Annotated in this window: 29 protein-coding genes and 1 pseudogene; 22 read left to right on the top strand and 8 right to left on the bottom strand. The window is 38.2% G+C overall.

Features of this window, described 5'->3' with window-relative positions; translation table 11 throughout:
• Positions 1-78: 78 nt before the first annotated feature.
• From NF867_RS04120 to NF867_RS04130, 3 genes are all read left to right on the top strand, one after another.
• The gene (locus tag NF867_RS04120) at positions 79-537 is read left to right on the top strand and encodes a cold-shock protein (RefSeq protein ID WP_252586295.1); all 459 of its coding nucleotides are present in this window, start codon (positions 79-81) and stop codon (positions 535-537) included.
• Between the two features lie 228 nt (positions 538-765).
• Positions 766-1,317 (top strand): DUF1599 domain-containing protein, encoded by a 552-nt coding sequence (locus NF867_RS04125; RefSeq protein WP_252586345.1) that lies wholly within the window; start codon positions 766-768, stop codon positions 1,315-1,317.
• A gap of 99 nt (positions 1,318-1,416) precedes the next feature.
• Positions 1,417-2,559, top strand: a complete 1,143-nt coding sequence (locus tag NF867_RS04130; protein WP_252586296.1) for a BT_3928 family protein — start codon at positions 1,417-1,419, stop codon at positions 2,557-2,559.
• A 52-nt stretch (positions 2,560-2,611) separates the two neighbouring features.
• On the opposite strand, the gene ytxJ is transcribed toward NF867_RS04130, so the two are convergent.
• The 3 genes from ytxJ to NF867_RS04145 all read right to left on the bottom strand — a co-directional run bounded on the left by ytxJ (position 2,612) and on the right by NF867_RS04145 (position 4,733).
• The gene (ytxJ, locus tag NF867_RS04135) at positions 2,612-2,944 is read right to left on the bottom strand and encodes a bacillithiol system redox-active protein YtxJ (RefSeq protein WP_252586297.1); all 333 of its coding nucleotides are present in this window, start codon (positions 2,942-2,944) and stop codon (positions 2,612-2,614) included.
• Between the two features lie 496 nt (positions 2,945-3,440).
• Positions 3,441-3,935, bottom strand: a complete 495-nt coding sequence (gene ribH, locus NF867_RS04140; RefSeq protein ID WP_252586298.1) for a 6,7-dimethyl-8-ribityllumazine synthase — start codon at positions 3,933-3,935, stop codon at positions 3,441-3,443.
• Between the two features lie 114 nt (positions 3,936-4,049).
• A complete protein-coding gene (locus NF867_RS04145; RefSeq protein WP_252586299.1) occupies positions 4,050-4,733 on the bottom strand; it encodes a tetratricopeptide repeat protein in 684 nt (227 codons plus the stop codon).
• A 324-nt stretch (positions 4,734-5,057) separates the two neighbouring features.
• Between NF867_RS04145 and recF the strand changes: the two genes are divergently transcribed.
• The 6 genes from recF to NF867_RS04175 all read left to right on the top strand — a co-directional run bounded on the left by recF (position 5,058) and on the right by NF867_RS04175 (position 8,939).
• A complete protein-coding gene (gene recF, locus NF867_RS04150; protein WP_252586300.1) occupies positions 5,058-6,203 on the top strand; it encodes a DNA replication/repair protein RecF in 1,146 nt (381 codons plus the stop codon).
• Positions 6,196-6,543, top strand: a complete 348-nt coding sequence (locus NF867_RS04155; protein ID WP_252586301.1) for a DciA family protein — start codon at positions 6,196-6,198, stop codon at positions 6,541-6,543. Before recF ends, NF867_RS04155 begins: the two co-directional genes overlap by 8 nt.
• A gap of 45 nt (positions 6,544-6,588) precedes the next feature.
• The gene (gene arsC, locus NF867_RS04160; RefSeq protein WP_252586303.1) at positions 6,589-6,930 is read left to right on the top strand and encodes an arsenate reductase (glutaredoxin); all 342 of its coding nucleotides are present in this window, start codon (positions 6,589-6,591) and stop codon (positions 6,928-6,930) included.
• A 40-nt stretch (positions 6,931-6,970) separates the two neighbouring features.
• Positions 6,971-7,705: an endonuclease/exonuclease/phosphatase family protein gene (locus tag NF867_RS04165; RefSeq protein WP_252586305.1), complete on the top strand. Its 735-nt coding sequence runs from the start codon at positions 6,971-6,973 to the stop codon at positions 7,703-7,705.
• A gap of 110 nt (positions 7,706-7,815) precedes the next feature.
• A complete protein-coding gene (locus tag NF867_RS04170) occupies positions 7,816-8,304 on the top strand; it encodes a flavodoxin family protein (RefSeq protein ID WP_252586307.1) in 489 nt (162 codons plus the stop codon).
• Between the two features lie 143 nt (positions 8,305-8,447).
• Entirely contained in the window at positions 8,448-8,939 is a 492-nt protein-coding gene (locus NF867_RS04175; RefSeq protein ID WP_252586309.1) for a DinB family protein, read from the top strand.
• A gap of 121 nt (positions 8,940-9,060) precedes the next feature.
• Here NF867_RS04175 and NF867_RS04180 read toward each other — a convergent pair whose 3' ends face one another.
• Positions 9,061-9,480 carry a nucleoside-diphosphate kinase gene (locus tag NF867_RS04180; RefSeq protein WP_252586311.1) on the bottom strand — a complete coding sequence of 140 codons (420 nt, stop codon included), beginning with the start codon at positions 9,478-9,480 and terminating at the stop codon, positions 9,061-9,063.
• Between the two features lie 187 nt (positions 9,481-9,667).
• On the opposite strand from NF867_RS04180, the gene NF867_RS04185 reads away from it, so the two are divergent.
• The 12 genes from NF867_RS04185 (at position 9,668) to NF867_RS04240 (ending at position 20,465) form a co-directional block, all read left to right on the top strand.
• Positions 9,668-10,552, top strand: a complete 885-nt coding sequence (locus NF867_RS04185; RefSeq protein ID WP_252586313.1) for an FKBP-type peptidyl-prolyl cis-trans isomerase — start codon at positions 9,668-9,670, stop codon at positions 10,550-10,552.
• 85 nt (positions 10,553-10,637) lie between these two features.
• Positions 10,638-11,645, top strand: a complete 1,008-nt coding sequence (locus NF867_RS04190) for a DHH family phosphoesterase (protein WP_252586315.1) — start codon at positions 10,638-10,640, stop codon at positions 11,643-11,645.
• A gap of 34 nt (positions 11,646-11,679) precedes the next feature.
• Positions 11,680-12,534, top strand: a complete 855-nt coding sequence (locus NF867_RS04195) for an FKBP-type peptidyl-prolyl cis-trans isomerase (protein ID WP_252586317.1) — start codon at positions 11,680-11,682, stop codon at positions 12,532-12,534.
• 107 nt (positions 12,535-12,641) lie between these two features.
• Entirely contained in the window at positions 12,642-13,412 is a 771-nt protein-coding gene (locus NF867_RS04200) for a TatD family hydrolase (protein WP_252586319.1), read from the top strand.
• 51 nt (positions 13,413-13,463) lie between these two features.
• Positions 13,464-14,501 (top strand): asparaginase, encoded by a 1,038-nt coding sequence (locus tag NF867_RS04205; RefSeq protein ID WP_252586321.1) that lies wholly within the window; start codon positions 13,464-13,466, stop codon positions 14,499-14,501.
• Between the two features lie 60 nt (positions 14,502-14,561).
• Complete coding sequence (locus NF867_RS04210; RefSeq protein ID WP_252586323.1) at positions 14,562-14,783, top strand: PLD nuclease N-terminal domain-containing protein; 222 nt, start codon at positions 14,562-14,564, stop codon at positions 14,781-14,783.
• A 173-nt stretch (positions 14,784-14,956) separates the two neighbouring features.
• A complete protein-coding gene (locus NF867_RS04215) occupies positions 14,957-16,459 on the top strand; it encodes a family 43 glycosylhydrolase (protein WP_252586325.1) in 1,503 nt (500 codons plus the stop codon).
• 33 nt (positions 16,460-16,492) lie between these two features.
• A complete protein-coding gene (locus tag NF867_RS04220) occupies positions 16,493-18,208 on the top strand; it encodes a family 43 glycosylhydrolase (protein WP_252586327.1) in 1,716 nt (571 codons plus the stop codon).
• Positions 18,209-18,409: 201 nt separating this feature from the next.
• Complete coding sequence (locus NF867_RS04225; RefSeq protein WP_252586329.1) at positions 18,410-18,883, top strand: DUF3291 domain-containing protein; 474 nt, start codon at positions 18,410-18,412, stop codon at positions 18,881-18,883.
• A 33-nt stretch (positions 18,884-18,916) separates the two neighbouring features.
• Complete coding sequence (gene nudK / locus NF867_RS04230; protein ID WP_252586331.1) at positions 18,917-19,495, top strand: GDP-mannose pyrophosphatase NudK; 579 nt, start codon at positions 18,917-18,919, stop codon at positions 19,493-19,495.
• 136 nt (positions 19,496-19,631) lie between these two features.
• A complete protein-coding gene (locus NF867_RS04235) occupies positions 19,632-20,003 on the top strand; it encodes a YdeI/OmpD-associated family protein (RefSeq protein ID WP_252586333.1) in 372 nt (123 codons plus the stop codon).
• Between the two features lie 39 nt (positions 20,004-20,042).
• Positions 20,043-20,465, top strand: a complete 423-nt coding sequence (locus NF867_RS04240; RefSeq protein ID WP_252586335.1) for a DUF1801 domain-containing protein — start codon at positions 20,043-20,045, stop codon at positions 20,463-20,465.
• Positions 20,466-20,472: 7 nt separating this feature from the next.
• Here NF867_RS04240 and NF867_RS04245 read toward each other — a convergent pair whose 3' ends face one another.
• A complete protein-coding gene (locus NF867_RS04245) occupies positions 20,473-21,147 on the bottom strand; it encodes a Crp/Fnr family transcriptional regulator (protein WP_252586337.1) in 675 nt (224 codons plus the stop codon).
• Between the two features lie 111 nt (positions 21,148-21,258).
• Between NF867_RS04245 and NF867_RS04250 the strand changes: the two genes are divergently transcribed.
• Positions 21,259-23,097, top strand: a complete 1,839-nt coding sequence (locus tag NF867_RS04250; protein WP_252586339.1) for a chloride channel protein — start codon at positions 21,259-21,261, stop codon at positions 23,095-23,097.
• Between the two features lie 10 nt (positions 23,098-23,107).
• Here the strand turns inward: NF867_RS04250 and NF867_RS04255 are convergent, their stop codons facing one another.
• From NF867_RS04255 to NF867_RS04265, 3 genes and pseudogenes are all read right to left on the bottom strand, one after another.
• Entirely contained in the window at positions 23,108-23,833 is a 726-nt protein-coding gene (locus NF867_RS04255; protein ID WP_252586341.1) for a hypothetical protein, read from the bottom strand.
• A complete protein-coding gene (locus tag NF867_RS04260) occupies positions 23,817-24,971 on the bottom strand; it encodes a hypothetical protein (RefSeq protein WP_252586343.1) in 1,155 nt (384 codons plus the stop codon). Before NF867_RS04260 ends, NF867_RS04255 begins: the two co-directional genes overlap by 17 nt.
• A 253-nt stretch (positions 24,972-25,224) precedes the next feature.
• Positions 25,225-25,451, bottom strand: a pseudogene (locus tag NF867_RS04265) (hypothetical protein); the annotation flags it as partial.

Raw genomic sequence — 25,451 nt, forward strand, 5'->3', positions numbered from 1 at the left:
AAAATCAAAATCTTCCATCTTTTATAACTACCTTTGCAATGCAGAGAATCTGCGAGAAATTAAATCAAAATCTATTACATGGGTAAATCCTCAGAAACTTTTAGCAAAAAAGAAAATCAAAAGAAAAGATTAAAGAAACAAAAGGATAAAGAGTTAAAGAAAGAAGAGCGAAAAGCTAACTCTAGCAAAGGTAAGGGCCTTGAGGATATGATGGCTTACGTTGATGAGCATGGAAATATCACTTCCACCCCTCCAGATCCAACCAAAAAGGTTAAAATCAATTCAGAAGACATTCAAATTGCTGTTGCCAGAACCGAAAACATTGATGAAAGTCAGGAGATTCGAAAAGGAACAGTTACATTTTTTAATACTTCTAAAGGCTTTGGGTTTATTAGAGACCATGAAAGTCAGGAAAGTATTTTTGTACACATTAACAGTGTAATTAACCCTATTAAAGAAAATGACAGGGTTACCTTTAAAACCGAAAAAGGACCAAAAGGGCTTAGTGCAATTGAAGTACAAGTTGCCACTAAATAATAATAAGTAAAGAGTGTAAATATTTTATTGACAATTAATCATGGTTATTGTTCAATAAACTTTTTCGCTCTTTTTCTTTTATAAATCACTTCTACCTTCTCCCTCCATAGTTCTTCCATACAACGTATTTGTTACCTGTTTTAAGTTACAGCATATAACATCAATTTTTAGTTTTGAAGCGATAATGTATTTTTGCTCGAAATCCATTTGGCTTTTACTAAAACCATCATCATTTTGCAGACTACTACAGGTACACAATACGACTCGGTCATTAATAATTGTAAGCAGCTATTTCTTAAGAAAGCCAAAGATTATGGCACTGCATGGCGCATTCTTCGCCCCGAATCAATCACCGATCAGATATTTATCAAAGCTCAGCGTATTCGTACCCTTGAAGAGAAAAAGGTTAGCAAGGTTAATGAAGGAATAGTGCCTGAGTATGTCGGCATTATCAACTATTGCATTATCGCCTTAATACAACTTCAATTAACCGATGCTGATCCATTGGAACTGCCAATTGAAGAGGTGGAGCGCTTGTATAATTTGAAGATTGCCGAAACCAAATCATTAATGGAAGATAAGAATCATGATTACGGAGAGGCTTGGCGTGATATGCGCGTAAGTTCATTAACCGACCTGATTTTAATGAAGATCTTCCGTGTAAAGCAAATTGAAGATAACAAAGGCCAAACTATCGTTTCTGAAGGTGTTGGCGCCAATTATCAGGATATGATCAATTATGCAGTGTTTGCGCTCATCAAATTAGAAGCCTATAATTAAAAGATCGCCAATCTATGGACAATAGTCAGTCGTCCATGGCTCATAAATTAACCTAAAACAATGTCCATAGGCTATCGACCATGGACTATGACTAATAACATGAAATACCTTACCAACATTTGCCGCATTTTTGTCGGTTTACTTTTTATTTTTTCAGGACTTGTAAAACAGAATGACCCACTTGGGTTTTCTTACAAACTCGAGGAGTATTTTGAAGTTTTTCATTTGACAGCCTTTAACTCCTTTGCTGTTACACTGGCAATAGTATTATGTGCGCTCGAAATCATCATGGGCGTTGCCTTATTGTTTGGTGTAAAGATCAAGCAAACAGTATGGGGCTTATTGCTGCTTATTGTATTTTTTAGCTTCTTAACATTTTATTCGGCTTATTTTGATGTGGTAAAAACCTGCGGTTGTTTCGGCGACGCTATTCCATTAACCCCATGGCAGTCGTTCGGCAAGGATATGATCCTGTTAGTGATGATTCTGGTGATTTTCTTCAATACCGATAAAATAAAGTCGGTTTTTGGGACCAAGGGATCATGGATCACATTAGCTGTTGCCTCTGTGCTTAGTTTCGGCTTTGGTTTTTACACCTACAGCTATTTACCGGTTATCGACTTTCTGCCCTATAAAATTGGCAACAATTTGCCAAACTTAATGAAAGCTCCTGAAGGAGCTCCTGCTGATGAGTTCAAGATCATTTATACCCTTAAGAATAAAAAAACCGGGCAGGTAAAAGAGTGGACCGATAAGGAATATATTTCAACAAAGATTTACAACAACCCTGATTGGGAATATGTAAAAGCATCTGATCCGGTTTTGGTAAAGGAAGGTTTTAAAGTACCTATCCGTGATTTGAAACTTAGCGACGAGGATGGCAATGATATAACAATGGTGATTTTAGAAGACCCTGAATATTCTTTTTGGGTGGTTGAATACGATCTTGAAAAAGCGAACAAAAGTATCCAGCTTGAGCTTAATAAATTAACGTTAATGACTGAAAAATATCATTCAAGAACCATTGGACTAACTTCAGCAACGCCTCTTACCGCTGATACGTTTCGTCATGAGCATAATATTTACTATGAATTCTTCTTTGGTGATGCAGTTCCGTTAAAATCAATGGTGAGAGCTAACCCAGGTGTAATGCTAATGAAGAAAGGAACGGTGATCAATAAGTGGAGTTTCCGTAATATGCCGAGTGTTGATGAATTGGAGGCTACTTACTTTAAGAAATAGTAATACAACCATCATAAGAAAGCCCCTTGAATTTGTTTCAAGGGGCTTTCTTTTATAATGTCATTTGTTCGACTGTATCCGTCACATTAATTTCTCCATGCGACGTTTCATAAATACACTCGCCATTTTTTATCAATAATAATTGAGGCGATTGATGATACACCTGAAAAATGTCAGCAATTGCTGAAGAAATAGGACGATAATTCAACAAATCGAGATAATATACCTCAGTATTTGGAGGTAACTCTGCCCAATCCTGCTCTACTCTTTTCTTAGCAAATAAACTAATAGAGCATCGCGTGCTGTGTTTAAAAATTATGCTATATCCTTGCTTTTGTTTTATCTGTTGAAGCTGCTCTTCAGATGTAAGCTCAATCCACTCCATTAATAATATCTCGATCTTTTACCTTTTTTCACTGTAGAATAAGCCGGGCATTTTTCACCACTACGGCATGATTCCAATACTGCGCCTGCAATGAAAGTGCAGATTAAGATAACGGCAATACGTTTCATTATGTTTGAGTTTGAGTTTAATATTCTTAGTTAAATTGAAAACTAAAGAAAGTAAATTTCCTTTAATAAAAATAGAAAAGCAATAATTAGTCCTTAAATCTATCTTTTTTCTTGCCTTTTGATTTTACGGGCTTCGCTTTATATACCGAGCTATAAGCAGGGCACTGATGCGATGAGCAAGACTCAAGTGCTAAACCTGTTAAAAAACAAGTAAGAACTAATAAAATGGCTGATTTCTTCATTATTGAATGCGAGTTTGATTAATGGTAAATAAAGCTGCGTTAAATATTAAGGCTTCACTGGAAAGACCTGAAAAATTAATATACAGATTTAATAACCATTTATACGGAAAACTTGCCTTCAGGTTATTATTTTTTCAATCTTTTAGCTAAATCAGCCATTTTAATGGCTGTAACAGCGGCTTCGTCACCTTTGTTGCCGTGTTTGCCTCCCGATCTTTCAATAGCTTGCTGCATATTATCGGTAGTTAACACACCAAAAATAACAGGCTTGTTATATTTCAACGCTACATTGGTGATACCGTTTGAAACTGCATCGCAAATAAAATCGAAATGCCGTGTTTCACCCTGTACAACACATCCTAAGCAAATAATGGCATCAAACTCTTGCGACTCCAGTAATAATTGAGCGGCCGTACTAAGCTCAAAAGTGCCAGGAACAGATACAATTACAATATCATTATCTGTAGAGTCATGCTTCTTTAAAACGGCAACAGCGCCATCTAAAAGTGCTCCGGTAACTTTATGATTCCATTCTGAAACTGCAATACCAAATTTAAAGCCTTTGGCCGAAGGTATTTCTGTTGATGAGAAATCAGATAGATTTTTAAATGCAGTAGCCATTTTCGGTTTTATTCTATTATTAGTAGTGTATTGATAAAAGATTTACTATAAAGAAAAACGGTGAACAGCTTAATACCGTTCACCGTTTTAAAGATCATTATTCAAATTAAGCTATTATAACTTAGCCTCAGCACGAGCAATGTACTCATCGATGGTACGTGCTTGTTGCGAATCGCTGTATTCAGTTTTAATAGTTTTATAAGCCTCTAAAGCTTTGTCATTTTTCTTTAACTCTTCGTAAATCATACCTAATTTCATTAGATACATTGGAGAAAAGTTCTGAAGGTTTTTATCAGCAGCTTTTTTGTAGTAATCAGCAGCCTGATCGTATTTCTTTAATTCGCTATATGCATCGCCAATTGCACCTAAAGAAGTAGCAGTAGTGATATCATCTTTCGAAGTATAGCTTTCTAAATGTTCAATAGCTTTTTCAAATTCACCTTTTTTAAGGTAACAGATACCTGCATAGTAATTTGCAAGGTTAGCTGATTTTGTACCGCTATACTCGTCGATAATTTTTAAGAAACCTGGATAGTTTCCGTCACCGTTTAAAGCTTTGTTTAAAGAATCAGTTTCAAAGTATTGCTCGGCTCTAAACATTTGGTCTTGTGCATCTTTATCCTGATTTTTATGATAAAGGTTCCATCCAATGAATAAACCGCCCATTACAACCACTGCGCCCAGAATAATCAAAAGGCTTTTTTTATTTTCCGTAACAAATTGTTCTGTCTTTCCGAACTGCCCCTGTAAGTCTAAACCACCCAATTCTGGTTGATTATTCGCTTGATTTTTTGCCATTTGTATTATATTGAGTGCGCAAAAATACTATTTTAATCTTTTTACGCAAGTCCGATTTTTATTTGTTTACCCTCGGATTGCAAATTGCTCTTATTCAGACAAAAAGCTAATTTCATAATTGCAAAAGCTGCAGTACCCAATTCATGAAGCTCAAAACAGTAGGCACCCTCTCTGGCTTTGTTAATAAGACGCTACAGCATTACCGTTGTTGAGCGTACTTCCAACGTAATTTATAAATTCATTAAATGGGTGTGAATTCAGGTCAAACCGCACTGTTTTTTGCCGTTAACTTCTAATTACCTTTCAGATGTTTAACTTTGCCTCATGCACCTGCAAAAGCTCACATTACTCAATTTTAAAAACTATACCGAAGCTGAACTGGATTTTCATCCGGCAGTAAATTGCTTTGTGGGTAATAATGGTGCCGGCAAAACAAATTTGCTCGATGCAATTCACTACTTATCACTTTGTAAAAGTTATTTTAACCCGGTAGATAGTCAGCAAATACGTTACGAGCAAGATTATTTTATGCTGCAGGGAAACTTCGAGAAGAACGAAACGCAAGAAGTGATTTTTTGTGGGCTAAAGAGAAATCAAAAAAAACAGTTTAAACGCAATAAGAAAGATTATTCCCGACTGGCTGATCATATTGGGCAGTTTCCACTGGTAATGATATCGCCATATGATATTAGTTTGGTGATTGAGGGAAGTGAAGAACGCCGTAAATTTATTGACAACGTAATTTCGCAAACCGACAACCGATACCTCGATACGCTTATTCTCTACAATAAAAACCTAACGAGCAGAAATAGCCTGCTTCGTCAGTTTGCCGAACGCGGTCATTTCGATATGGATTTACTTTCCATATACGACGAGCAGCTAAAAATTACCGGTACCGAAATCTATCAGAAACGAAAAGCCTTTTTAGAATCGTTTACACCTACGTTTAATCAGCATTACCGTTATTTAAGCAACGAAGCAGAAACGGTTACCCTCGAATATGTTTCTCAATTGAACGAAAGTGATTTTGAAGAAGGACTAAGCAGATCATTCCCAAAAGACAAGGTGTTGCAGCGTACCGGCTTTGGAATTCATAAAGACGAACTGGAGTTTACTATCCATGGGTATTCATTAAAGAAATTCGGTTCACAAGGGCAGCAAAAGTCGTTTTTGATCGCTTTAAAACTTGCTCAATACAGTTATTTAACCAAAGAAAAAGGATTTAAGCCTTTGCTTTTGCTCGATGATATTTTCGATAAGCTCGACGATCTTCGGATCAAAAAATTGATGGAAATGGTGGTACAGGATAGCTTCGGACAGCTATTTATTACCGATACCAATCGTGAACGCATTGAAAAAGTGTTCAATGAGATAGGTATGGGAATTAAAGTTTTTGAGGTGGACAAAGGCGCTGTTGAAGGGGGCCATATTAAAAGCATGGAAGAATATCTTCAGGCAAAAGATGAATAACTTCAGCGGAATTACCTTACATTTAAACCGAAGCAAGCAAAGGAGTATGTTTAAGAAAACCAACGAGCAATCGTTAAAAGAGGCAATAAATTTATTGCTCGAAACCTATAAATTAAAGGATAAGTATAACGAAGTAAACATCGTTCAGTCATGGGCCGACATTATGGGACCAATGGTAGCCAATCGTACATCCGAATTATTTATCCGTAACCGCAAACTATTTGTGCGTTTAGATTCGGCAGCGTTACGCCATGAGTTAACCCGCGCTAAAGATAAGATTGTAGAAGTAGTGAACGATAAAGCTGGTACACGATTAATTGACGAGGTGGTATTCCTATAATCGTCGTTGTTGTTATTTTTTATTTCAAAAACCAAACACCCCAACATGAAGATATTGCATAACGCACGTTGCAGTACGAGTAGAAACGTATTAAGCACATTAGAAGAGAACGGCATTGAAGCCGAAGTGGTAAAATATGCGGATGAGAAACTTAGTTTCGATGAATTGAAAAGCATCATTGATCTCATCGGAATTGAGCCTATTGAACTGGTTCGTAAAAAAGAAACTATCTGGAAGGAGCAATTTGCGGGCAAAGAACTTAGTCAGGACGAAGTTATCCAGGCCATGATCGATATTCCACAATTAATGGAACGTCCCATCATTATTAAGGGCAACCAAGCCATTATTGGTCGGCCAATTGAAAGAGTGGTGGAGTTTATTAGGTAGGCTAGAGCTGTTAGTGAACAAACATATTGAAAGACAAAGAATGAAATTAATAACCTGGAATTGCCAAGGAGCTTTTAGGAAAAAGGCAGACATTATCTTGCTACAACAACCAGACATTTTAGTTGTTCAAGAATGTGAACATCCAGACAAATTAGTTTTCAGTACAACAATTCAACAACCGAACGACTTTCTTTGGTTTGGCGACAACAAGCACAAAGGTCTTGGTGTTTTTTCTTACAGCAACTTTAAGTTTCAACTTCTTGACCATCATAATGAAGACTTAAAGATTATTTCCCCTATTTCAGTTACTGGAGGGCAATTCGATTTTACATTAATTGCGATTTGGGCTAACAATCGTCACGACCCAGACGGGCAATATATTGAACAAGTTTGGAAAGCGGTTAACCATTACGACCATCTCCTCAGCGGACGAACAATTTTAACAGGCGACTTTAATAGCAACAAAATTTGGGACAAGGAACACAGAAATGGCAACCATTCAGCAGTTGTTGACAAGCTAGCTGAGAAAAATATACACAGCGTTTACCATAGACACTTAAAACAAGAACAAGGAAAAGAACAACATCCGACTTTTTTTCTACAACGCAAGAAGGAAAAACCATACCATATTGACTACTGCTTTACATCGGCTGACCTTTTTGACAAAGTAAAATATTTGGAAATCGGAACATATGAAAATTGGATAACCCATAGCGACCATACACCACTAATAATTAGCTTTGACTTTGATGACAAAATAAGGGCGAATTCATAATCTGCATTTGCCGCGAGCGGTGGATATGCGACTTGGTTCTTATAATCTAATTAATAAATTCCGAATAGATGGATTAAGAAGCCACCTTGAACCTAATGAATAACTAGCCTTTGAAAAAACTCATCATCATCGGAAGCTCAAGAAAGGACGGCAATACAAAGCAAGTGGTTGATCAACTATGCTCAATGTCGGACTTTGATGTTATCGATCTAAATGATTTTAACTTCAGCTATTATGACTATGAGCATAAAAATCAAAACGATGATTATTTGGCCCTACTTAGGAGAATTGTCAATAATTACGATGTGTTGGTTTTTGCCACACCTGTGTATTGGTATTCGATGAGCGGTATTATGAAAGTGTTTTTTGATCGGCTTACTGATTTGCTGGATACGGAGAAGGAATTGGGCAGAAAACTAAGGACTAAAAAGATGGCTGTTCTGAGTTCTTCCATTGGTGATCATTTAGGCGAGAATTTTTGGCTTCCCTTTCTTGAGACAGCAAAGTACTTAGGCATGAATTATCTTGGGCATCTTCATACAATTATTGATGAGGACCCGACAAATGATTTGGTGAAATTTGTTGAATTAATAAAATAACTACCTGTAAAAAAGCTCTTGATCAACAGAACTTTATTTAAGCAAATCAGTAAACAAATCAATAAATTCGATTTTTTACGTATGGTACTGTTCTTCAGAACAGATCCCGACCAGCGATATTACTGATGCCTTAATAAAGAAATATGAAATACACTATTGAGGATGGTTTTCCTTATTACATTGAATTACTAGGCAGCACCGACTACAAACAATTGTTTGCTTCACCCGAAACCTTTACGCTTCTTGAAACTATAAGCGAAGAAAAATCGGCTTATTGTTATGCGCCGGGCAAATGGAGCATTAAACAAATCATCGGTCACATTACCGACCATGAACGGATTATGACCTATCGTGCATTGTGCTTCAGCCGTAAAGACACCACGGCGTTGCCAGGTTATGATCAGAACCTGTTTGTCGACAATAGTCGCTTCAACGAGTTAAGTTTTGAGCTCTTATTGACCGATTTCAATAACGTAAGAAATGCCACCAACAGTTTCATCGCCACACTTTCAACAGAGCAACTTAACTTAAAAGGAACTGCCTGGAAATACGAATTAACAGTGGAGGAATTTCTAAAGGCAACCATTGGCCACGAAGTTCATCATATGGGTATTCTAAAAGAACGATACCTATGATCTACATCACCCAGTTAATTTATATTTAGTCATTTTAAGGTTTAGCAAGACCATTGTCTCCAAACCAAAAAGCGAGCATGATAATCATCATGCTCGCTTTTTAATATCATTCTAGTGTTGACTAGAAACGCTCGAAGTTAGAGAAGAAGAAATTACCTTCAATAGCTGCGTTTTCGTCTGAGTCAGAACCGTGAATAGCGTTAGCATCAATAGATTTAGCGAAATCAGCACGGATAGTACCTGCGTCAGCTTTAGCCGGATCAGTAGCTCCGATGAATTTACGGAAGTCTTCAATTGCGTTATCTTTTTCTAAGATAGCAGCATAAATAGGACCTTGTGACATAAAGCTTACTAAATCTTTGTAGAAAGGACGCTCGCTGTGAACTGCATAAAACTGACCAGCAGTTTCAGCCGAAAGCTTAGTATATTTTAATGCCACTACTTTGTAGCCAGCTTTAATAATACGATCTAATATTGCACCTGCATGGCCGTTTGCCACCGCGTCAGGCTTAATCATTGTGAAGGTTCTGTTAGTAGCCATCTTTTATTTATTATTTTATTATGTATGAAACTGATTGCCTTGCCTTTGAGGCAATGTTTAGGTACTGCTTTTCAGGTATATAAAAATGCACAACCCTTTTTTTAAATTCGCCGCAAAGATAGAATTTATCTTTTATTTTAGCCCCCTTAAATCAAAAGACGATTAGCAATACATACACGTATTTTTTATGACCATTAAAGCCAAACAACTTTTAAGTTTCCTGCTGATAAGCACCGTTGCTCTTTTTGCATTCACCAACGATTTTTTGAAAACCAAACGCGGACTTCAATATAAAATACTTAAAACTTCAAAAGCACCCAATAAGGTTAAAATCAAAGCGGGTGATTATGTTAAGTTTCACTTAATTTATAAAACGGATAAGGATTCGTTATTACAGAGCACCTACAAACAAGCCCCCCTTGAAATACTCGTTAAAATAGACACCACTATTGACAAAGCTCAGTTGATGGATGCGCTTACTTTATTGTCAAAAGGTGATAGTGCAACCTTTAGAATCAGCAGCGACTTGCTTTTCAAAAATGCTCCGGCTACTACTCCGCGCCCATCTTTTCTCGGTTCAAAACGATCATTATGTTACACTATTAAAGTATTGGACGTAAAAACGCCGCAGCAATTAAAAGCAGAAGCGGCGGCAACGGCAGCAAAGCTTAAAGCAACAGAAGATAAAGCTATTGCCGACTATTCATTAACCAGTAAATTAGCACTTCAAACAACACCGAGTGGCTTGCGTTATCAAATTACTCAAAAAGGAGAAGGTCGGAATGCCGTTGCAGGTGATACCATCAGCGTTCATTACACCGGAAAATTATTGAACGGAAACAAATTCGATGCATCTTACGACAGAAATCAGCCTCTCGAATTTATCGTGGGAAGAAAAATGGTGATCAGCGGCTGGGATGAAGGTCTTCAATTATTAAATAAAGGTGCTAAAGGTGTTTTGGTAATTCCATCAGGTTTAGCCTATGGCGAACGTGCAATGGGCCCCAGCATTCCACCAAACAGTATTTTAATGTTTGAAGTTGAAATGGTTGATATTAAACCCCGTAAATAGCTAAGTTTCAGGTTTAAGCATTTTCAATTTAAACCTGAAACCTTATTCCTAAAAATCTTATCTTCGCCCTCTTTAAATTGATTACATGCAAGCAATTACGGCCCTAAAGCCTCTATTACAAACCCCTAAAAATATTGTTATTACCACTCATCCAAAACCTGATGGCGATGCGATGGGTTCATCGTTAGGCTTGTATCATTATTTATTGCTGAAAGGTCATAATGTGCATGTGATCACCCCTACCGATTATCCTTTCTTTCTGCATTGGCTTCCTGGTAACGGAGAAGTGGTGGTGTATACAGAGCGAAAAGAAGAATCTGATAAGTTAATAGCCGAAGCGGATCTGATATTTTGTCTTGATTTTAACGGGTTAAGACGCATAAATGGAGTGGGCGATGTAGTTGGAGCATCTTCAGCTCAAAAGGTAATGATCGATCACCATCTTGAACCTGAGGGTTTTGACGATTACCGTCTGTGGAACGCTGCCGCATGTGCAACTGCCGAGCTGGTGTATGATTTCATGGTACAAATGGGTGATAAGGAATTGCTGAACAAGCAGATCGCCTCGTGCTTGTATTGTGGCATTATGACCGATTCAGGTTCATTCCGCTTTAATTCGGTAACCGCGCACTTACACCGCGTAGTAGCCGACTTAATTGAGGCCGGTGCCGACAATGCCCGGATTCACGAATTGGTTTATGATACCTATTCTGAAAAAAGAACGCATTTCTTGGGCTACTGCCTTAAAGATAAATTGCAAATTTTTCCGGAATACCGAACCGCCCTTATAGCGTTAAATAAGCAGGATTTACTGGATTATGACGTAACATCAGGCGATACAGAAGGAATTGTAAATTACGCGCTTTCGATCAATAACATTAAATTCGCGGCCATAATTATTGATAGAACCGAAATAGTGAAGCTTTCACTCCGTTCAAAAGGTGAATTTCCGGCCAATGAAGTAGCTAAGAAATATTTTGAAGGCGGAGGTCATCATAATGCAGCAGGCGGACAATCGTCTTTATCATTGGAAGATACTGTTCAGAAATTTATTTCAGCCCTGCCGGAATATAAGGAACTATTAAACGTTTAACCACATAGCATAAAGTAAAAAGACAAACATACAAATGAAAGTAAAATTTGCAGTAGTAGCATTAGCCCTGTCAGGCTTATTGTTCGCTTGTAACAAAGACGGTTACAAGAAAAGTGACTCAGGATTGTTGTATAAAATATATACCGATAACAAAGGTGAGAAAATTAAGGAAGGTGACTTTGTAAAAGTTAACCTGATCTATAAAACCGATAGCGACTCAGTATTATTGAATACCTATAAAATGGGTCGTCCTTATGAGTTGATCATTCAAAAATCAATGTTTAAAGGCGATATGATGGATGCCTTTAAAATGTTGTGTAAAGACGATAGCGCTTCATTCAAAATTTTAGCTGATTCGATCTTCTCTCCTAAATTCGGTATGCAAAAAATGCCTCCTTTCATTAAGGCTGGTAGCTACCTGACTTTCGTAATTAAAATTGTAGATGTTAAAACTAAAGTTGCTATGGATGCAGAAGCAACAAAAGCTGTTGATAAATTTGTTACCGACAGCAAATTAGCCTTTAACAAAACTGCTTCAGGTCTTCGTTATTTAGTAACCACTCCTGCTGCTGCTGGAACTCCGGTTAAACTTGGCGATACTGTTAAAGTTCACTATACTGGTAAATTGTTAGATGGTACAAAATTCGATTCATCAGAAGGTAGAGCTCCATTTGAATTGCCAGTGCAAAAAGGTGTAGTAATTGATGGGTGGGTTGAAGCTTTGCAATTATTGAAAAAAGGCGAAAAAGCAACTGTAGTTATCCCTGCTAAATTGGCTTACGGCGAAATGGGTAATGGTCCTATTCCTCCAAATAGCCCATTAGTTTTTGATTTGGAAATTGTTGACGTAAAACCTGCTACAGCAGCTCCGGTTAGCGCAGCAAAATAAATAATACTTAAGCTATAAATATGAAAAACTGCGAATGAACAATCATTCGCAGTTTTTGTTTATGTGTACATGCCTTAAAGCTTTTTAGCTTCTTTTTAGTTTACAAAATGATTCTTACCGATACGCATACCCATCAGTATTACGCTCCTGAAAATCCACAAGAACGCGCTCAAGCTATTCAACGTGCATTTGATAATGGCATCAGCCGATTGTTTTTACCCAATGTCGATTCAGAAACCATTCCGCAGGTTTTTGAGCTGGCAAAACAATACCCCAACAATTGTTTCCCTATGATGGGTCTTCATCCTTGCTCAGTAAAAGATAATTTTGAGGAGGAACTGGCAATTATCAAGCAGGCTATCGACAGCAATAAGATCTATGCTATAGGCGAAATTGGTATCGATCTTTATTGGGACAAAACACATATCGAACAGCAAAAAGCAGCGTTCAGAACACAGATCAACTGGGCTAAGGAACTCGGCTTACCAATAGTTATTCACTGTCGCGAAGCTTTTGATGAAATCCTGGAAATACTGGAAGCAGAAAAGGATGAGAAACTCCGTGGAATTTTCCATTGCTTTACCGGCAATGCCGAGCAAGCACAAAAGGTTATTGATCTTAACTTTTATTTAGGTATTGGAGGTGTGGTAACGTATAAAAACTCAGGATTGGACAAAACTGTTGCTCAAATCGATCCTAAATATTTGGTATTAGAAACCGATGCACCCTATTTACCCCCGGTGCCCTACAGAGGAAAGCCGAATGAAAGCAGCTATTTGCTTCACATCGCTCAAAAGGTAGCTGACTTGCATCAGATGGAAATTGAAAAAATGGCAAAAATAACGACTGAAAATTCAAAAACAATTTTTGGAATTTAACTTGGAATGGCTTTATTTGCGAATTCATCAATAAGCTTGACCTAAACCCTAATGACCAATATTCTGATTATCTATACCGGTGGAACCATTGGAATGATTAACGATCCCAAAACAGGAGCGCTTAAGCCTTTCAATTTTTCGCACATTACCGGCAATGTACCAGAACTTAAAAGACTCAATTTCAATTTTGCTGTCCATTCTTTCAACCCAACAATTGATTCATCGAATGTTACCCCTGAAATTTGGATAGAGCTAGCAGTCATCATCGAAGATAATTATCATAAATATGATGGCTTCGTGGTTCTTCATGGATCAGATACAATGGCCTACTCTGCATCGGCTTTGAGCTTTGCGTTCGAAAATCTTTCTAAACCTGTTGTTTTTACCGGAGCGCAACTGCCCATCGGTGAATTAAGAACAGACGCTAAAGAGAACTTATTAACAGCACTGGAAATTGCTGCCGCTAAGAATGCGGATGGCAAAGCCATGGTTCCAGAGGTATGTATCTATTTTGATTATATGCTTTATCGTGGAAACCGTTCTACTAAGTTTGATTCGGAAAAGTTTCAGGCCTTTACCTCCACTAACTATCATTCATTGGCAGAGGCTGGTATTCGTCTGAAATACAATGAAAAATACATTTTACCTCATCCTGATAAGCCGCTAAAAGTTTATAAATACTTCGATACTTCAATTGGTTCAATTAAGCTTTTTCCAGGAATGGATCCGCGTTTTGCAAGTGGAGTGTTGAGCACTCCTGGCTTAAGGGCGGTAGTAATGGAGGCCTTCGGCTCGGGTAATGCAAGTACAAACCCGGCTTTTTTAAATGTTTTAAAAGAAGCTATTAATCGGGGGATCATTATTTTAGATATTTCCCAGTGTATGGGGGGGACTGTTGAGTTGGGCCATTACGAAACCAGCGATGCGCTGTCATCAATGGGTGTATTAAACGGTTACGATATGACTTTTGAAGCGGCTATCACTAAGCTAATGTTTGTAATGGCTCAAAATAAACCCGATGAAGAGTTAAAGAGAATGCTCTCGACTTCATTAAGAGGAGAGCTGACTAAACTCGAAGGACAGGTATAAGAAGGGCCCGGAGAAAACCTCTGGACCTTTTATTATCAGCTATTTTAAAACATTTACTTTATGGAACTTTTATCACCAGAAACGGGCCTTGTTTTTTGGACTGTATTCAGTCTTTTATCCATCATTATTACAATTATTGCGCTTCTTAATCTCTTAAAAACAGCCTTTAGGGATAGTACCACAAAACTAATCTGGCTATTAGTTATTTTATTTGTCCCAATGGTAGGGCCTTTGTTTTATTTTACTATCGGAAGAAAGCAAGGACAAAAGGCTGCAAATTGATGATAAGCTGAATCCGATCAAAGCTTCGTTAATGGTTTCAGAATAAATATTAAAGTAGGCTTCATTCTTTAAAGAAAGGCATTTGATAAATTATTAACTAAATAGGCTAAATATTAGAAAAAACAACTGTTCCAAGGTTGGAATTTTAATATATCTGCTTATTTTAGTTGACTATGAAGCGAATTTTAACAATTGCCTTGTTTTTTCATTTGTCTGTTTGTGCCTTTGCTCAATCTCAAACAAGCCCGAATGAAAAGACCTTTCAGAACCCAATTTTTGCCGGCGATTATCCTGATCCCAGCTTATTGCGCGATGGTGATGATTATTACATTGTCCATTCATCGTTTGAATATTATCCGGGTTTGCTTATTTGGCATTCAAAAGATTTGATCAACTGGAAACCCGTGACTAATGCTTTGCATAAATATGTGGGTTCGGTTTGGGCTCCAGATCTGGTAAAATATAAGGATAAATACTACATCTATTTTCCGGCTAATAACACCAACTATGTAATTACCGCCAATTCAATTAATGGTCCATGGACTGATCCGGTTGATCTGAAAATTGGCAATATCGATCCCGGTCATGTTACCGATAAGGATGGGAAAAGATACCTGTACTTTAGCAGCGGCGGTTATGTTCCATTAACCGACGAAGGACTTTCGGTTGCCGGTGAGTATAAACATGCCTACGACGGATGGAAAATCCCACGCGATTGGTCAATTGAATGTTTTTGTATGGAAGGGCCAAAACTAGTAAAGCATGGCGATTATTATTACATGACATTGGCCGAAGGTGGGACCGCCGGTCCTGCCACCAGCCATATGATCATCTCGGCTCGGTCCAAATCCCCATTAGGTCCCTGGGAGAACTCACCCTATAATCCAATTTTACGAACAACTGCAAGCTCTGAAAAATGGTGGTCAAAAGGACATGGAACATTATTCGAAGACTTAAAGGGTAAGTGGTGGATCGTTTTCCACGCTTATGAAAATGGTTTTTATAATATGGGCCGACAAACATTGCTTCAGCCCGTTGAATGGACAAAAGATGGTTGGTTTAAATCTCCCGAAGGTATTAAAACAGAAAGGCCAATAGCTAATTCTCTTGCGGCTGCTTCTGCTACCACATTTTCATTAAGTGATAAGTTTGATGCTAAAACATTGAGTCCACAATGGAAATTCTTTGGAGGATGTGATACTACAAGATTTCATGCCGATAACACAGGTTTGGAAATAAAGGGCAAAGGAAATGGGGTAGGTGATTGTGCTCCTATGCTTTGTATTCCTTCTGATCATGCATATACTGCCGATGTGGAGCTTTTCATTGAAGGCAAAGCTACAGGCGGGATCGTGCTGTTTTATAACAATAATGCACATTCGGGTATTTTAGCCGATAGCGAAAATGTACAAGCCGATCTGCACGGATGGCAGTTTGTTACCGAGAAAAAGGTGTTAGATAAGCATGTTTTTCTTCGCATTAAGAATGTGAATAATGCCGTTGATATGTATTATAGCACAAACGGCACTAACTGGATTAAGATTGAGAACTCAGCAGAAGTTTCGGCCTTGCACCATAACGTTTTAGGCGGATTTTTAAGTTTACGTATCGGACTTTGCTCAATGGGCGAAGGATCTGTTCGATTTAAAAACTTCACCTACAAACCAATGAAATAATTTTTAACATCTCCACGGATCATATTGTAAGGAATGAAAATCATTAAGTATCTAATTGTGGTTGTTTGCTATCTTGTATCCTATCAGGCGCAATCACAGAGTTTCTCAACAGCCTGTAATCCGATGGATCTGAACTATCGGTTTTGCCTCGACATGCCTTCAAGAAGAGAGGCTGCCGACCCAACAATTGTTAGGTTTAAGGATACCTATTTTTTATTCGCTTCAAAGTCGGGTGGGTATTGGCATTCAAAAGATCTTAAGCAATGGTCATTTGTAGAAACGGCTGATCTGCCACTTGAAGATTATGCCCCAACAGCGGTTGCCATTAAAGATACCTTGTATTTCCTGGCTTCATCACTGGAGAAAAGCACGATCTATAAATCTGCTGATCCACTCAGCGGAAAGTGGACAGTGGCCTGCGAAAAACTGGAAACCCCTGTTTGGGATCCTGCACTTTTCCTGGATGATGATCAGCATTTGTACCTCTATTGGGGTTGTTCGAATGTTACCCCAATTCATGGAGTGGAATTGGATTACAAGAACAACTTTAAGTTCATCGGTAAACCGGTTGATCTAATTACAGCCAATACCGCTCAGCATGGTTGGGAGGTTCCTGGTGACTATAACACGTTGACCCAACAAGCGCCATGGATAGAAGGTTCCTGGATGAATAAACACAACGGTAAATATTACCTGCAATACTCAGGGCCTGGCACCGAATATAAAAGCTATGCCGATGGCGTTTTTGTTTCCGAAAGTCCATTAGGGCCTTTCGTTGCGCAAGCGCACAATGCATTTGCCTATAAACCCGAAGGATTTGCTGCCGGGGCCGGCCATGGAAGTACCTTTGCCGATCAATATGGTAATTACTGGCACATTGGCACCATGACAATTTCCGTTAAGCATATGTTCGAACGTAGGTTAGGGTTATTCCCTGCCTTTTTTGATGCCGAAGGAACCTTGTATGCTTCAACCGGGTATGGTGATTATCCTTACCTGATTCCGCAAAAGAAGATCAACAGTTTCGAAGATATCTTCCCAGGTTGGATGCTGCTTTCATACAATAAGAAAGTGAATGTGTCATCAGCTATCGATTCTCTTCCTGCTCGATTTATGACGGATGAAAATATTCGAACCTATTGGTCGGCAACCAGTGGTTCGGCTAATGAATATGCCACCATAGATTTAGGAGAGCAATATGAAGTATATGCACTTCAGTTAAACTTTGCAGAGCACAATACAAAATTGCTGGGTCGTCAGAAAGGTACGTTTAACCGTTATATAGTTGAATATTCAACTAATGGCACTGATTGGACTAAGCTGATTGACCAATCGAAAAACAAAACCGACAATACTCACGAATACTTCCAACTTCCGACGAAAGTTTCATGTCGCTATTTAAAGATTAAAAATGTACAGGTGCCTGATGGTAACTTCGCCATTAGCGGTTTTAGGGTATTTGGAAAAGGTAAAGGTAAGGCTCCTGGAAAGGCTGATGGTTTAGAAGCCCAAAGAAACTCAAACGATAAACGAAGTGTTAAACTTAGTTGGGCAAAAGCGCCAAATGCGACCGGATACGTAATCAGCTATGGCGTAGATAAAAAGAAGCTGTATCAGCACTATATGGTTTACAGTGATACTGACTTGACCATAAATAGCTTGGCTGTTAACCAACACTATTATTTCACTATTGAATCGTTTAATGAAACCGGAAGAACAAAAGGTGAAAAAATAACGATGTTAGAGTAATACAGATAGTTCTATCAATATAAATTAAAAGGGAGACCAAAGTCTCTCTTTTTTTATTAAGGACAAGAGGGGAGAACTTACTGTCTTATTGCAGGCTGATGATGAGTTTTTGATGCAGCATTTAAAACCTGCACATTTTTATCTATTTTCAAAGACTAGATACATCTACTAGAATCCTTCAAATACATAACTCATTACCTAATGAACAATAAAAAATATCATCTTTCCCAATTCAATATAATAAAACTTAAAGATCATATCGATTCTCCGGTTGTTAAAGAATTTAAAGATTTTTTGGCTCCTGTGAATCAACTGGCTGAAGATAGTCCGGGTTTTGTATGGCGACTTAAAGACGACAATGGAGCAAGTGCGGCCAATGTAGAAACACCTTACAAAGATGAGCTGATATTTGTTAATATGTCGGTGTGGCTAAATTATGACTACTTGAAATCGTATACCTATCAAACGGTTCATAGTTACTTTTTGAAAAGCAGAAAAAAATGGTCGCAAGAAATTGAAGGTCATAGAGCCGTAATGTGGTATACCGAAGAGGGAGTTATTCCATCTTTAACTGAAGCTAAAGAAAAACTGGATTTGCTGAATCAGAATGGATCTTCTTTAACTGCATTTAGTATGACCGATGTCTATAATTTTGATGGAACAAAACTCAAATAGTAAAAGCTGCTAACGCACAAACCTTACCTGTAAATGATCGACAATATTCAAATCTTAGATACCCAAGTACTCTCTGACAATTGGTACATACTTAGAAAAATTACCTATGAGTACACGAAAAAGAATGGTTCAAAACTGACCCAAAGCAGAGAAGTTTACGACCGGGGAAATGGCGCAACCATTTTACTTTATAATAAAGCCCTACAAACTGTTATTCTCACAAGACAGTTTCGCCTGCCAACCTTTGTAAACGGAAATGAGACCGGAATGCTAATCGAAGTCTGTGCAGGTTTGTTGGATAAAGACAATCCGGAAGATTGTATCAGACGGGAAACTGAAGAAGAAACGGGATATAAAGTTACCGATGTGCGAAAAGTATTTGAAGCATATATGTCGCCGGGTTCGGTAACAGAAATTCTTTATTTCTTTATTGCAGAATACACAAAAGAGATGAAAGTATCTGAAGGAGGTGGTGTTGAGCATGAGGAAGAAAATATTGAAGTATTAGAAATTGATATTAGCGAGGCGATGAAGAGGATAGAAAGCGGGGATATTAAAGATGCGAAAACAATAATGCTGCTTCAATACGTTAAACTCAATAATGTTTTATAATGTTAGTTTAGGTTCATTCGGCAGATTGATCCCTACTGACATAGGGTTGTCACAAGTTCATCTCATTTTTGAATAAATGAATTCATCGAAAATGTTCGTTAACTTGAAATTCTGAAGCAAAAAACGCTTCGCTCTCATGGAAATGAAAGATGGGAAACAAGCCGTGTATGCTCAAACCAGGGCAGAATGGCGAAATTGGTTGTCGCAGAATAGCCAAACTGCAAAGTCAGTTTGGTTGATCTTGTATCATAAAAAAAGCAAGGTTCAAAGTGTAGATCTTATTGAGGCTACCGAAGAAGCTTTGTGTTTTGGCTGGATTGATAGTTTATGTAAAAACCGCCATCATGAAAGTTTCTACCTGACTTTTTCTCCCCGCAACCCAAAACGAAGTAAGTGGAGTAAATCAAATATAGAGCGGGCGGAGAAATTGATTGAACAAGGTTTAATGACTCCACAAGGCCAACTGCTTATTGATATTGCTAAACAAATGGGGAAATGGGAGATATAATAATCGGTAAAGAATTGTTTTAGTTTAAGTTGACAGGTTATGACTAACAACTTCCCACTAAAAATTCAATCCGTTGCTCAACTGTTCGAATGTTTACCGGAACAAGAGCGGATAATTGTGGATGTGTTGCGTCAACTTATCCTGGAAACACTGCCTGAATATTGCAAAGAGAAAATTTCCTACAATGTGCCTTTCTACTATGGTAAAAAGGGTATTTGTATTGTTTGGCCGGCCCGAATCCCGAGAGGAGGAATTAAGGAGGGTGTTCTGTTAGGCTTTTGGTACGGCAATAAACTCAATGACGAAGATAATTACCTCACTCATGGAACCAACAAGCAGATATTTTACAAGATCTATAAATCACCGGAAGAAATTGACGCCAAAGCCATTGTAAAATTGCTGCACGAAGCCATTCAACTTGATAGCCTTTGGAAAGTTAAGAAACAACCTCCAAGTTCATAAGAAAGGGTTATTCCCTGGTCCTTATCATATCCTTAAGCCGGGCATCATTTATAATTAAGATATTCTTTCCATCCAAACGGATAAACTGATCTTTGACCAATTCATTAAGTACTTTAAACAGTGTTTCATAGGTTGTACCTGCATACGAAGCTATATCTTGTCTGGATAAAACAGTATTGATAAAACCCTCGTTGGTCACTCCAAATAAGCTCTTTATTTTTAGCAAGGCATCCACGATCCGGCTTTTAACATCCATATGCACCATGTTTCTCATGCTTAATTCGGCATCCTGTAATTCTTTTGCATAGAACAACATCATTTGATACGTAAGTTCATTGTTTACCTTAAGAGAGGTCTGAAAAAACGTTGTACTAATGAAACAAACGCTAACTGGCTCAATAGCTGTGGCTGAAACCGGGTAGTGCTGATTGTTACCAATAGCCCTGTGCCCTAAAACATCTCCTTCAGCAGCAAATTTTATGATCAGTTCTTTATCACTGCCCCATTGTTTATGCACTTTAACTTTTCCGGAGTGAATAAAATAGTAACCATTTACAGTGTCTCCTTCTTTAAAGATCACTTCCCCTTTTTTAAAATTTATTAATTGCGAGTTTGATTCAATCGCGGTATGCCATTCGGGTAGGGTATGCTTACAAAGAAAACAATTACTATGTGTGATCATATTGTATATTAAATATTGCTATTGCAATGTTTTGAGTGAAAAATAAAATAAAATTAAGTCGTAAAATATTGCAAAAACAATATTTTTGCAAAAAAAATAAACTGAATTAATATGGAGAAAGTAGCTTCTGAATCAAGCTCAATTCATTCTGACAAAGCCAATTCGGCTGTACATTCAATCTCATTTGTAAATAAGCGATTATTCTTTTTAAGTATTCAGGTAATAGTTAATGCCGTCATTATTGGTTTCCTGGCAAAAATATTAGTTGCGCTCATAAATCTCTTTACCAATCTTTCTTTTTACCAAACCTTCTCTTTCCATGAAAGCAGTCCGGCTCATAACCAGTTAGGATTGTTAGTGATCCTAATTCCATGCATAGGTGGATTGATAGTTGGTGTAATGGCTCGTTTTGGATCTCCAGCTATCAGAGGGCATGGTATTCCGGAAGCGATGGAGCAGGTACTTACCAATGAAAGTAAGATCAAACCAATCATCACGATACTAAAGCCGTTATCGGCAGCAATTTCTATTGGTACAGGTGGTCCATTTGGCGCCGAAGGACCAATCATCTCAACCGGTGGAGCCTTTGGGTCATTTGTGGGACAAATAATGCATATTACGCCTAATGAGCGTAAGATAGTTTTAACAGCGGGTGCAACAGCCGGTATGGCTGCAATCTTCGGAACTCCGATAGCTGCTGTTTTGTTAGCCATAGAGTTGTTATTATTTGAATTTTCACCACGATCGATTATTCCAACAGCATTGGCTTGTGCTACAGGTGCGGCAATGCATCTTTTGTTATTTGGTACAGGAGCTGTGTTTACCATGCCGTCAATTCCGGAGGCAGGTTTTCAAGCATTGGTTTGGTACGGTTTATTAGGTGCACTAATAGGAGTCATTGCTACTGTAATTTCCAAAAGCATATATCTTATTGAAGATTTGTTTGAGAAACTGCCCATTCATTGGATGTGGTGGCCGGCCATTGGTGCATTAGCGGTTGGTATTATGGGCTATTTTGCTCCTTATACCCTAGGGGTAGGTTATAGTAATATCTCACAACTTCTCTCGGGCAGCTTGCCCTTGACGTTGGTTTTCGGGTTATGTTTTTTAAAATTCATTTCTTGGTCGCTGTCATTAGGTAGTGGTACCTCAGGTGGAACCCTGGCTCCACTATTGACAATCGGTGGCGCCACCGGAGTTTTGTTAGGGATGATCGTTCAATATTTGTTTCCTCAAAGTGATATTAGTTTATCGGTGTGTGCATTAATCGGAATGGCTTCTATGTTTGCAGGTGCAGCAAGGGCTTTATTGACATCCATTGCATTCGCTTTTGAAACTACCTTACAGCCTCATGGCCTTCTTCCTTTGCTTATAGCATGTACGGCGGCTTATTTTGTTTCTTTTTTGCTGATGAAAAACAGCATCATGACTGAAAAAATTCATCGCAGAGGAGTATTGACGCCATCGGCTTATGAACCGGATATTTTGCAAGGATTAACGGTTAAGCATGTTGTTTCGGCTCAACTAAATACCATAAGCGTTGATTTTACAGTAGAAAATCTGCAAGCATGGTTAATGGATATGAGTTATGCTTTTTCAGAAGTTGCGGTGGTGGATAAAGAAAATAAATTCGCTGGGGTTTTGCACCTAACCGATATTTATAAGCATAAACTCGATTCAAAGGATCAAATTCATGAACTAATTCGAAATCCTAAGCATTTTATTCACGAATCAAGCAGCCTTTCTGATGCCATGGAAAAATTGGAAAGGCAGAAATTACAGATTATTCCCGTTCTTAATCATCAGCATGAAGTAACCAGTTATATCAGCCCCGCTTTGATCTTAGCTTATTACAGTAATCATCGGTTAAAGAATGAGCAATATCAACGTCCTATATCTATTAAAAGAAGAAGCTTGATCATGTACTCAAAAGGGCGCAATGTCATTTAATGCAGCTGAACTATTGTCGGGTTAGCTTTTCGATAGATTGCTCATAGTAAAATAAAGAGATATTTGCGTAGTTATAAGTTTTTCCAAAGCCCATTATGCTGGTTGAAAAGAACGACTGCCTAGCTTTCTGAAGGATGTATTTCTCCGTTTGGCGATATCCGCAATTGTAAGCGGTGGCATAAAACCTTAATTTCTCCTCAGTTGAGGTCCACTTTTTTGATTTAAATTTTTGTTCGCAAACCTGATAAAAAGCGGCTAAGTACATCACCTGTTTTTGTGGCGATTCAAGGCTTTTGATAACCGCTCTTCGTTGAGTTTCTTCATCAAACGTTTTATTTATCAGTAATGATCGAAAAGTTTTATTCAGCTTATACATTTCAATATCGGTTAAAAGCTGTTCTGCAAAAGATGGTTTCATCTGAAAACGACCTATCGAAAAGTCGGCATAATCTTTCCCAAAGGAAACGTAGAGGATTTTTAATCCTCCGGTTTCCATTTGGTCCCTTAAAACAGAGAAACGAACTAACTCAGGGAAAATAATGGCTTCGGCAAATGCAGCGGGAACATTATAGCTGCCCAGCGAATCGGCAATCCATGAATTTTTGCTCAAGAAGTCTTTTGCCTGCGAATAATCTGCCCCAAATTCTTCGCTGTAATTAGTGGCTTGTTGGGCCTTGCCGTTTAGGGCAAGACCTAAACAAGCCAGCAAAACGAATATTTTAAAGAGTTTTTGCATAACGGGTAATCGATAAGCTGCCTTTTGAAACAGCAATCCATCTTAGCACTGTTTTTCCATTCTGCGCGGTAGCACTAACGCTAAACCCATCGTTAACTACACTTCCATCACTAAACACTAGTTTGTTGTCAATCAGGGCGGCCCATGAAGAGCCTTCTTTGTTTAGCCAAACGTCTCTCCATCCACTATCAAATGATGAATCATCACCTTCTTTCAGCAATTTGCCATTTAAATAGAGGGCTTTTCCATTGGATGCCAGCAGGTGACCGTTGTCATCAAACCAAACACTGTTTAGTTGGGGTATCGCTTGCTTAATACCACTTAGGCTAGCCAGAATAACTTTCATTTCCCCAGGGTGGGTATAGTCAATATTTGTCAGGTCTTGCCCCCAGAAAGCAGCATCGGTAAATGTGGGGTTCACAACTATTTGTCCAATAACTTGGCCTTTTGCAGCTACTTCGACTTTTTTTCCATCCTGGTTAATTAAAAACTTCTGTTTGTTGTTATCGTCAATTTCAATGGCAACCAAAGCAACATATTTTGTTTTCTCAGGATTTACTTTCATGGCTTCCAATGTTGAGAATCCTATTGATTTTTTGCCATTGAAAACAATGTAATCGTAGTTGTCGTCTGACTTTACGTAGTTCTGATAAACATTCAACATTTCATTCGCATCGGTAGAGTAAGCTTCTTTTTTAGATCTTTCGTCTGGTTCGTATAAGAAATTTAATGGCACATTATTGGGAGCGAAAGGACCTTTTTTTACTCCGTTTTCAACCACAAAACGTTTTCCGTTTCGGTTAACAATTACCAACCCCGATATTTTATTGGTTGAGCTAACCATGATCTTCGACTCGCGATAGTCGATGCGCTCATCTTCTTCAAGTTTGTATAGCTCTTCTTTTTCTACATTGCTCAGTCGATCACTTGTTGATTCGTTAGCTGATGAACCTGATGAATACCCTGAACCTCCACCATTGGTAGTCGTATGGGTTGTAGGGGTAGAATTATCGCCCAAAACCGCCTTGTTAATTTGTGCGTTGGCTTTATTCTTCAGCCGATTTAGCAACTGTGCTTCCGAAGGGTTTGCCCAATGGAGCAGTACAGTGCAGAGCGTAATTTGATAGATCGTTTTCATAATTGCTGTTTGTTTTGTTAGTTCGTTTTAGCTTTATGAAATTGTAAAGCGTTGCTATCAAAGGTAATGGCAATGGAGAGGCCTTTTTTCTGCAGAACTACTGATTTACGTTTCTCAGTAGTAGTACGTAGGGCATGGGAGCAAACAGGATATGAGGTTTATGTTGTCTCCCTGGGCGGAGTCGAAGCGAGTAATCCTGAGCGGAGTCGAAGCTGGTCACCCTGGGCGGAGTCGAAGCTGGTCACCCTGATTTCTATGATAAAACCAAATCATTTTTATAGATGGTTTGGTTTTTTATTAGGGCATATATCCTATGAATAATTTTGTTTCTAACAGCATTCAAAACACTCATTTTAGCCTTGCCTTCTGCTACTTTTCTTTTGTAATAAACCCTTAAATCGTTATTAATCCTAATGGCACTCATTGCTGCTAAATGCAATACACTCTTCATGCTTTTATCTGCAAACACCGATAGTTTAG

Source organism: Solitalea agri, from assembly GCF_023914155.1.
Classification (GTDB): domain Bacteria; phylum Bacteroidota; class Bacteroidia; order Sphingobacteriales; family Sphingobacteriaceae; genus Solitalea; species Solitalea agri.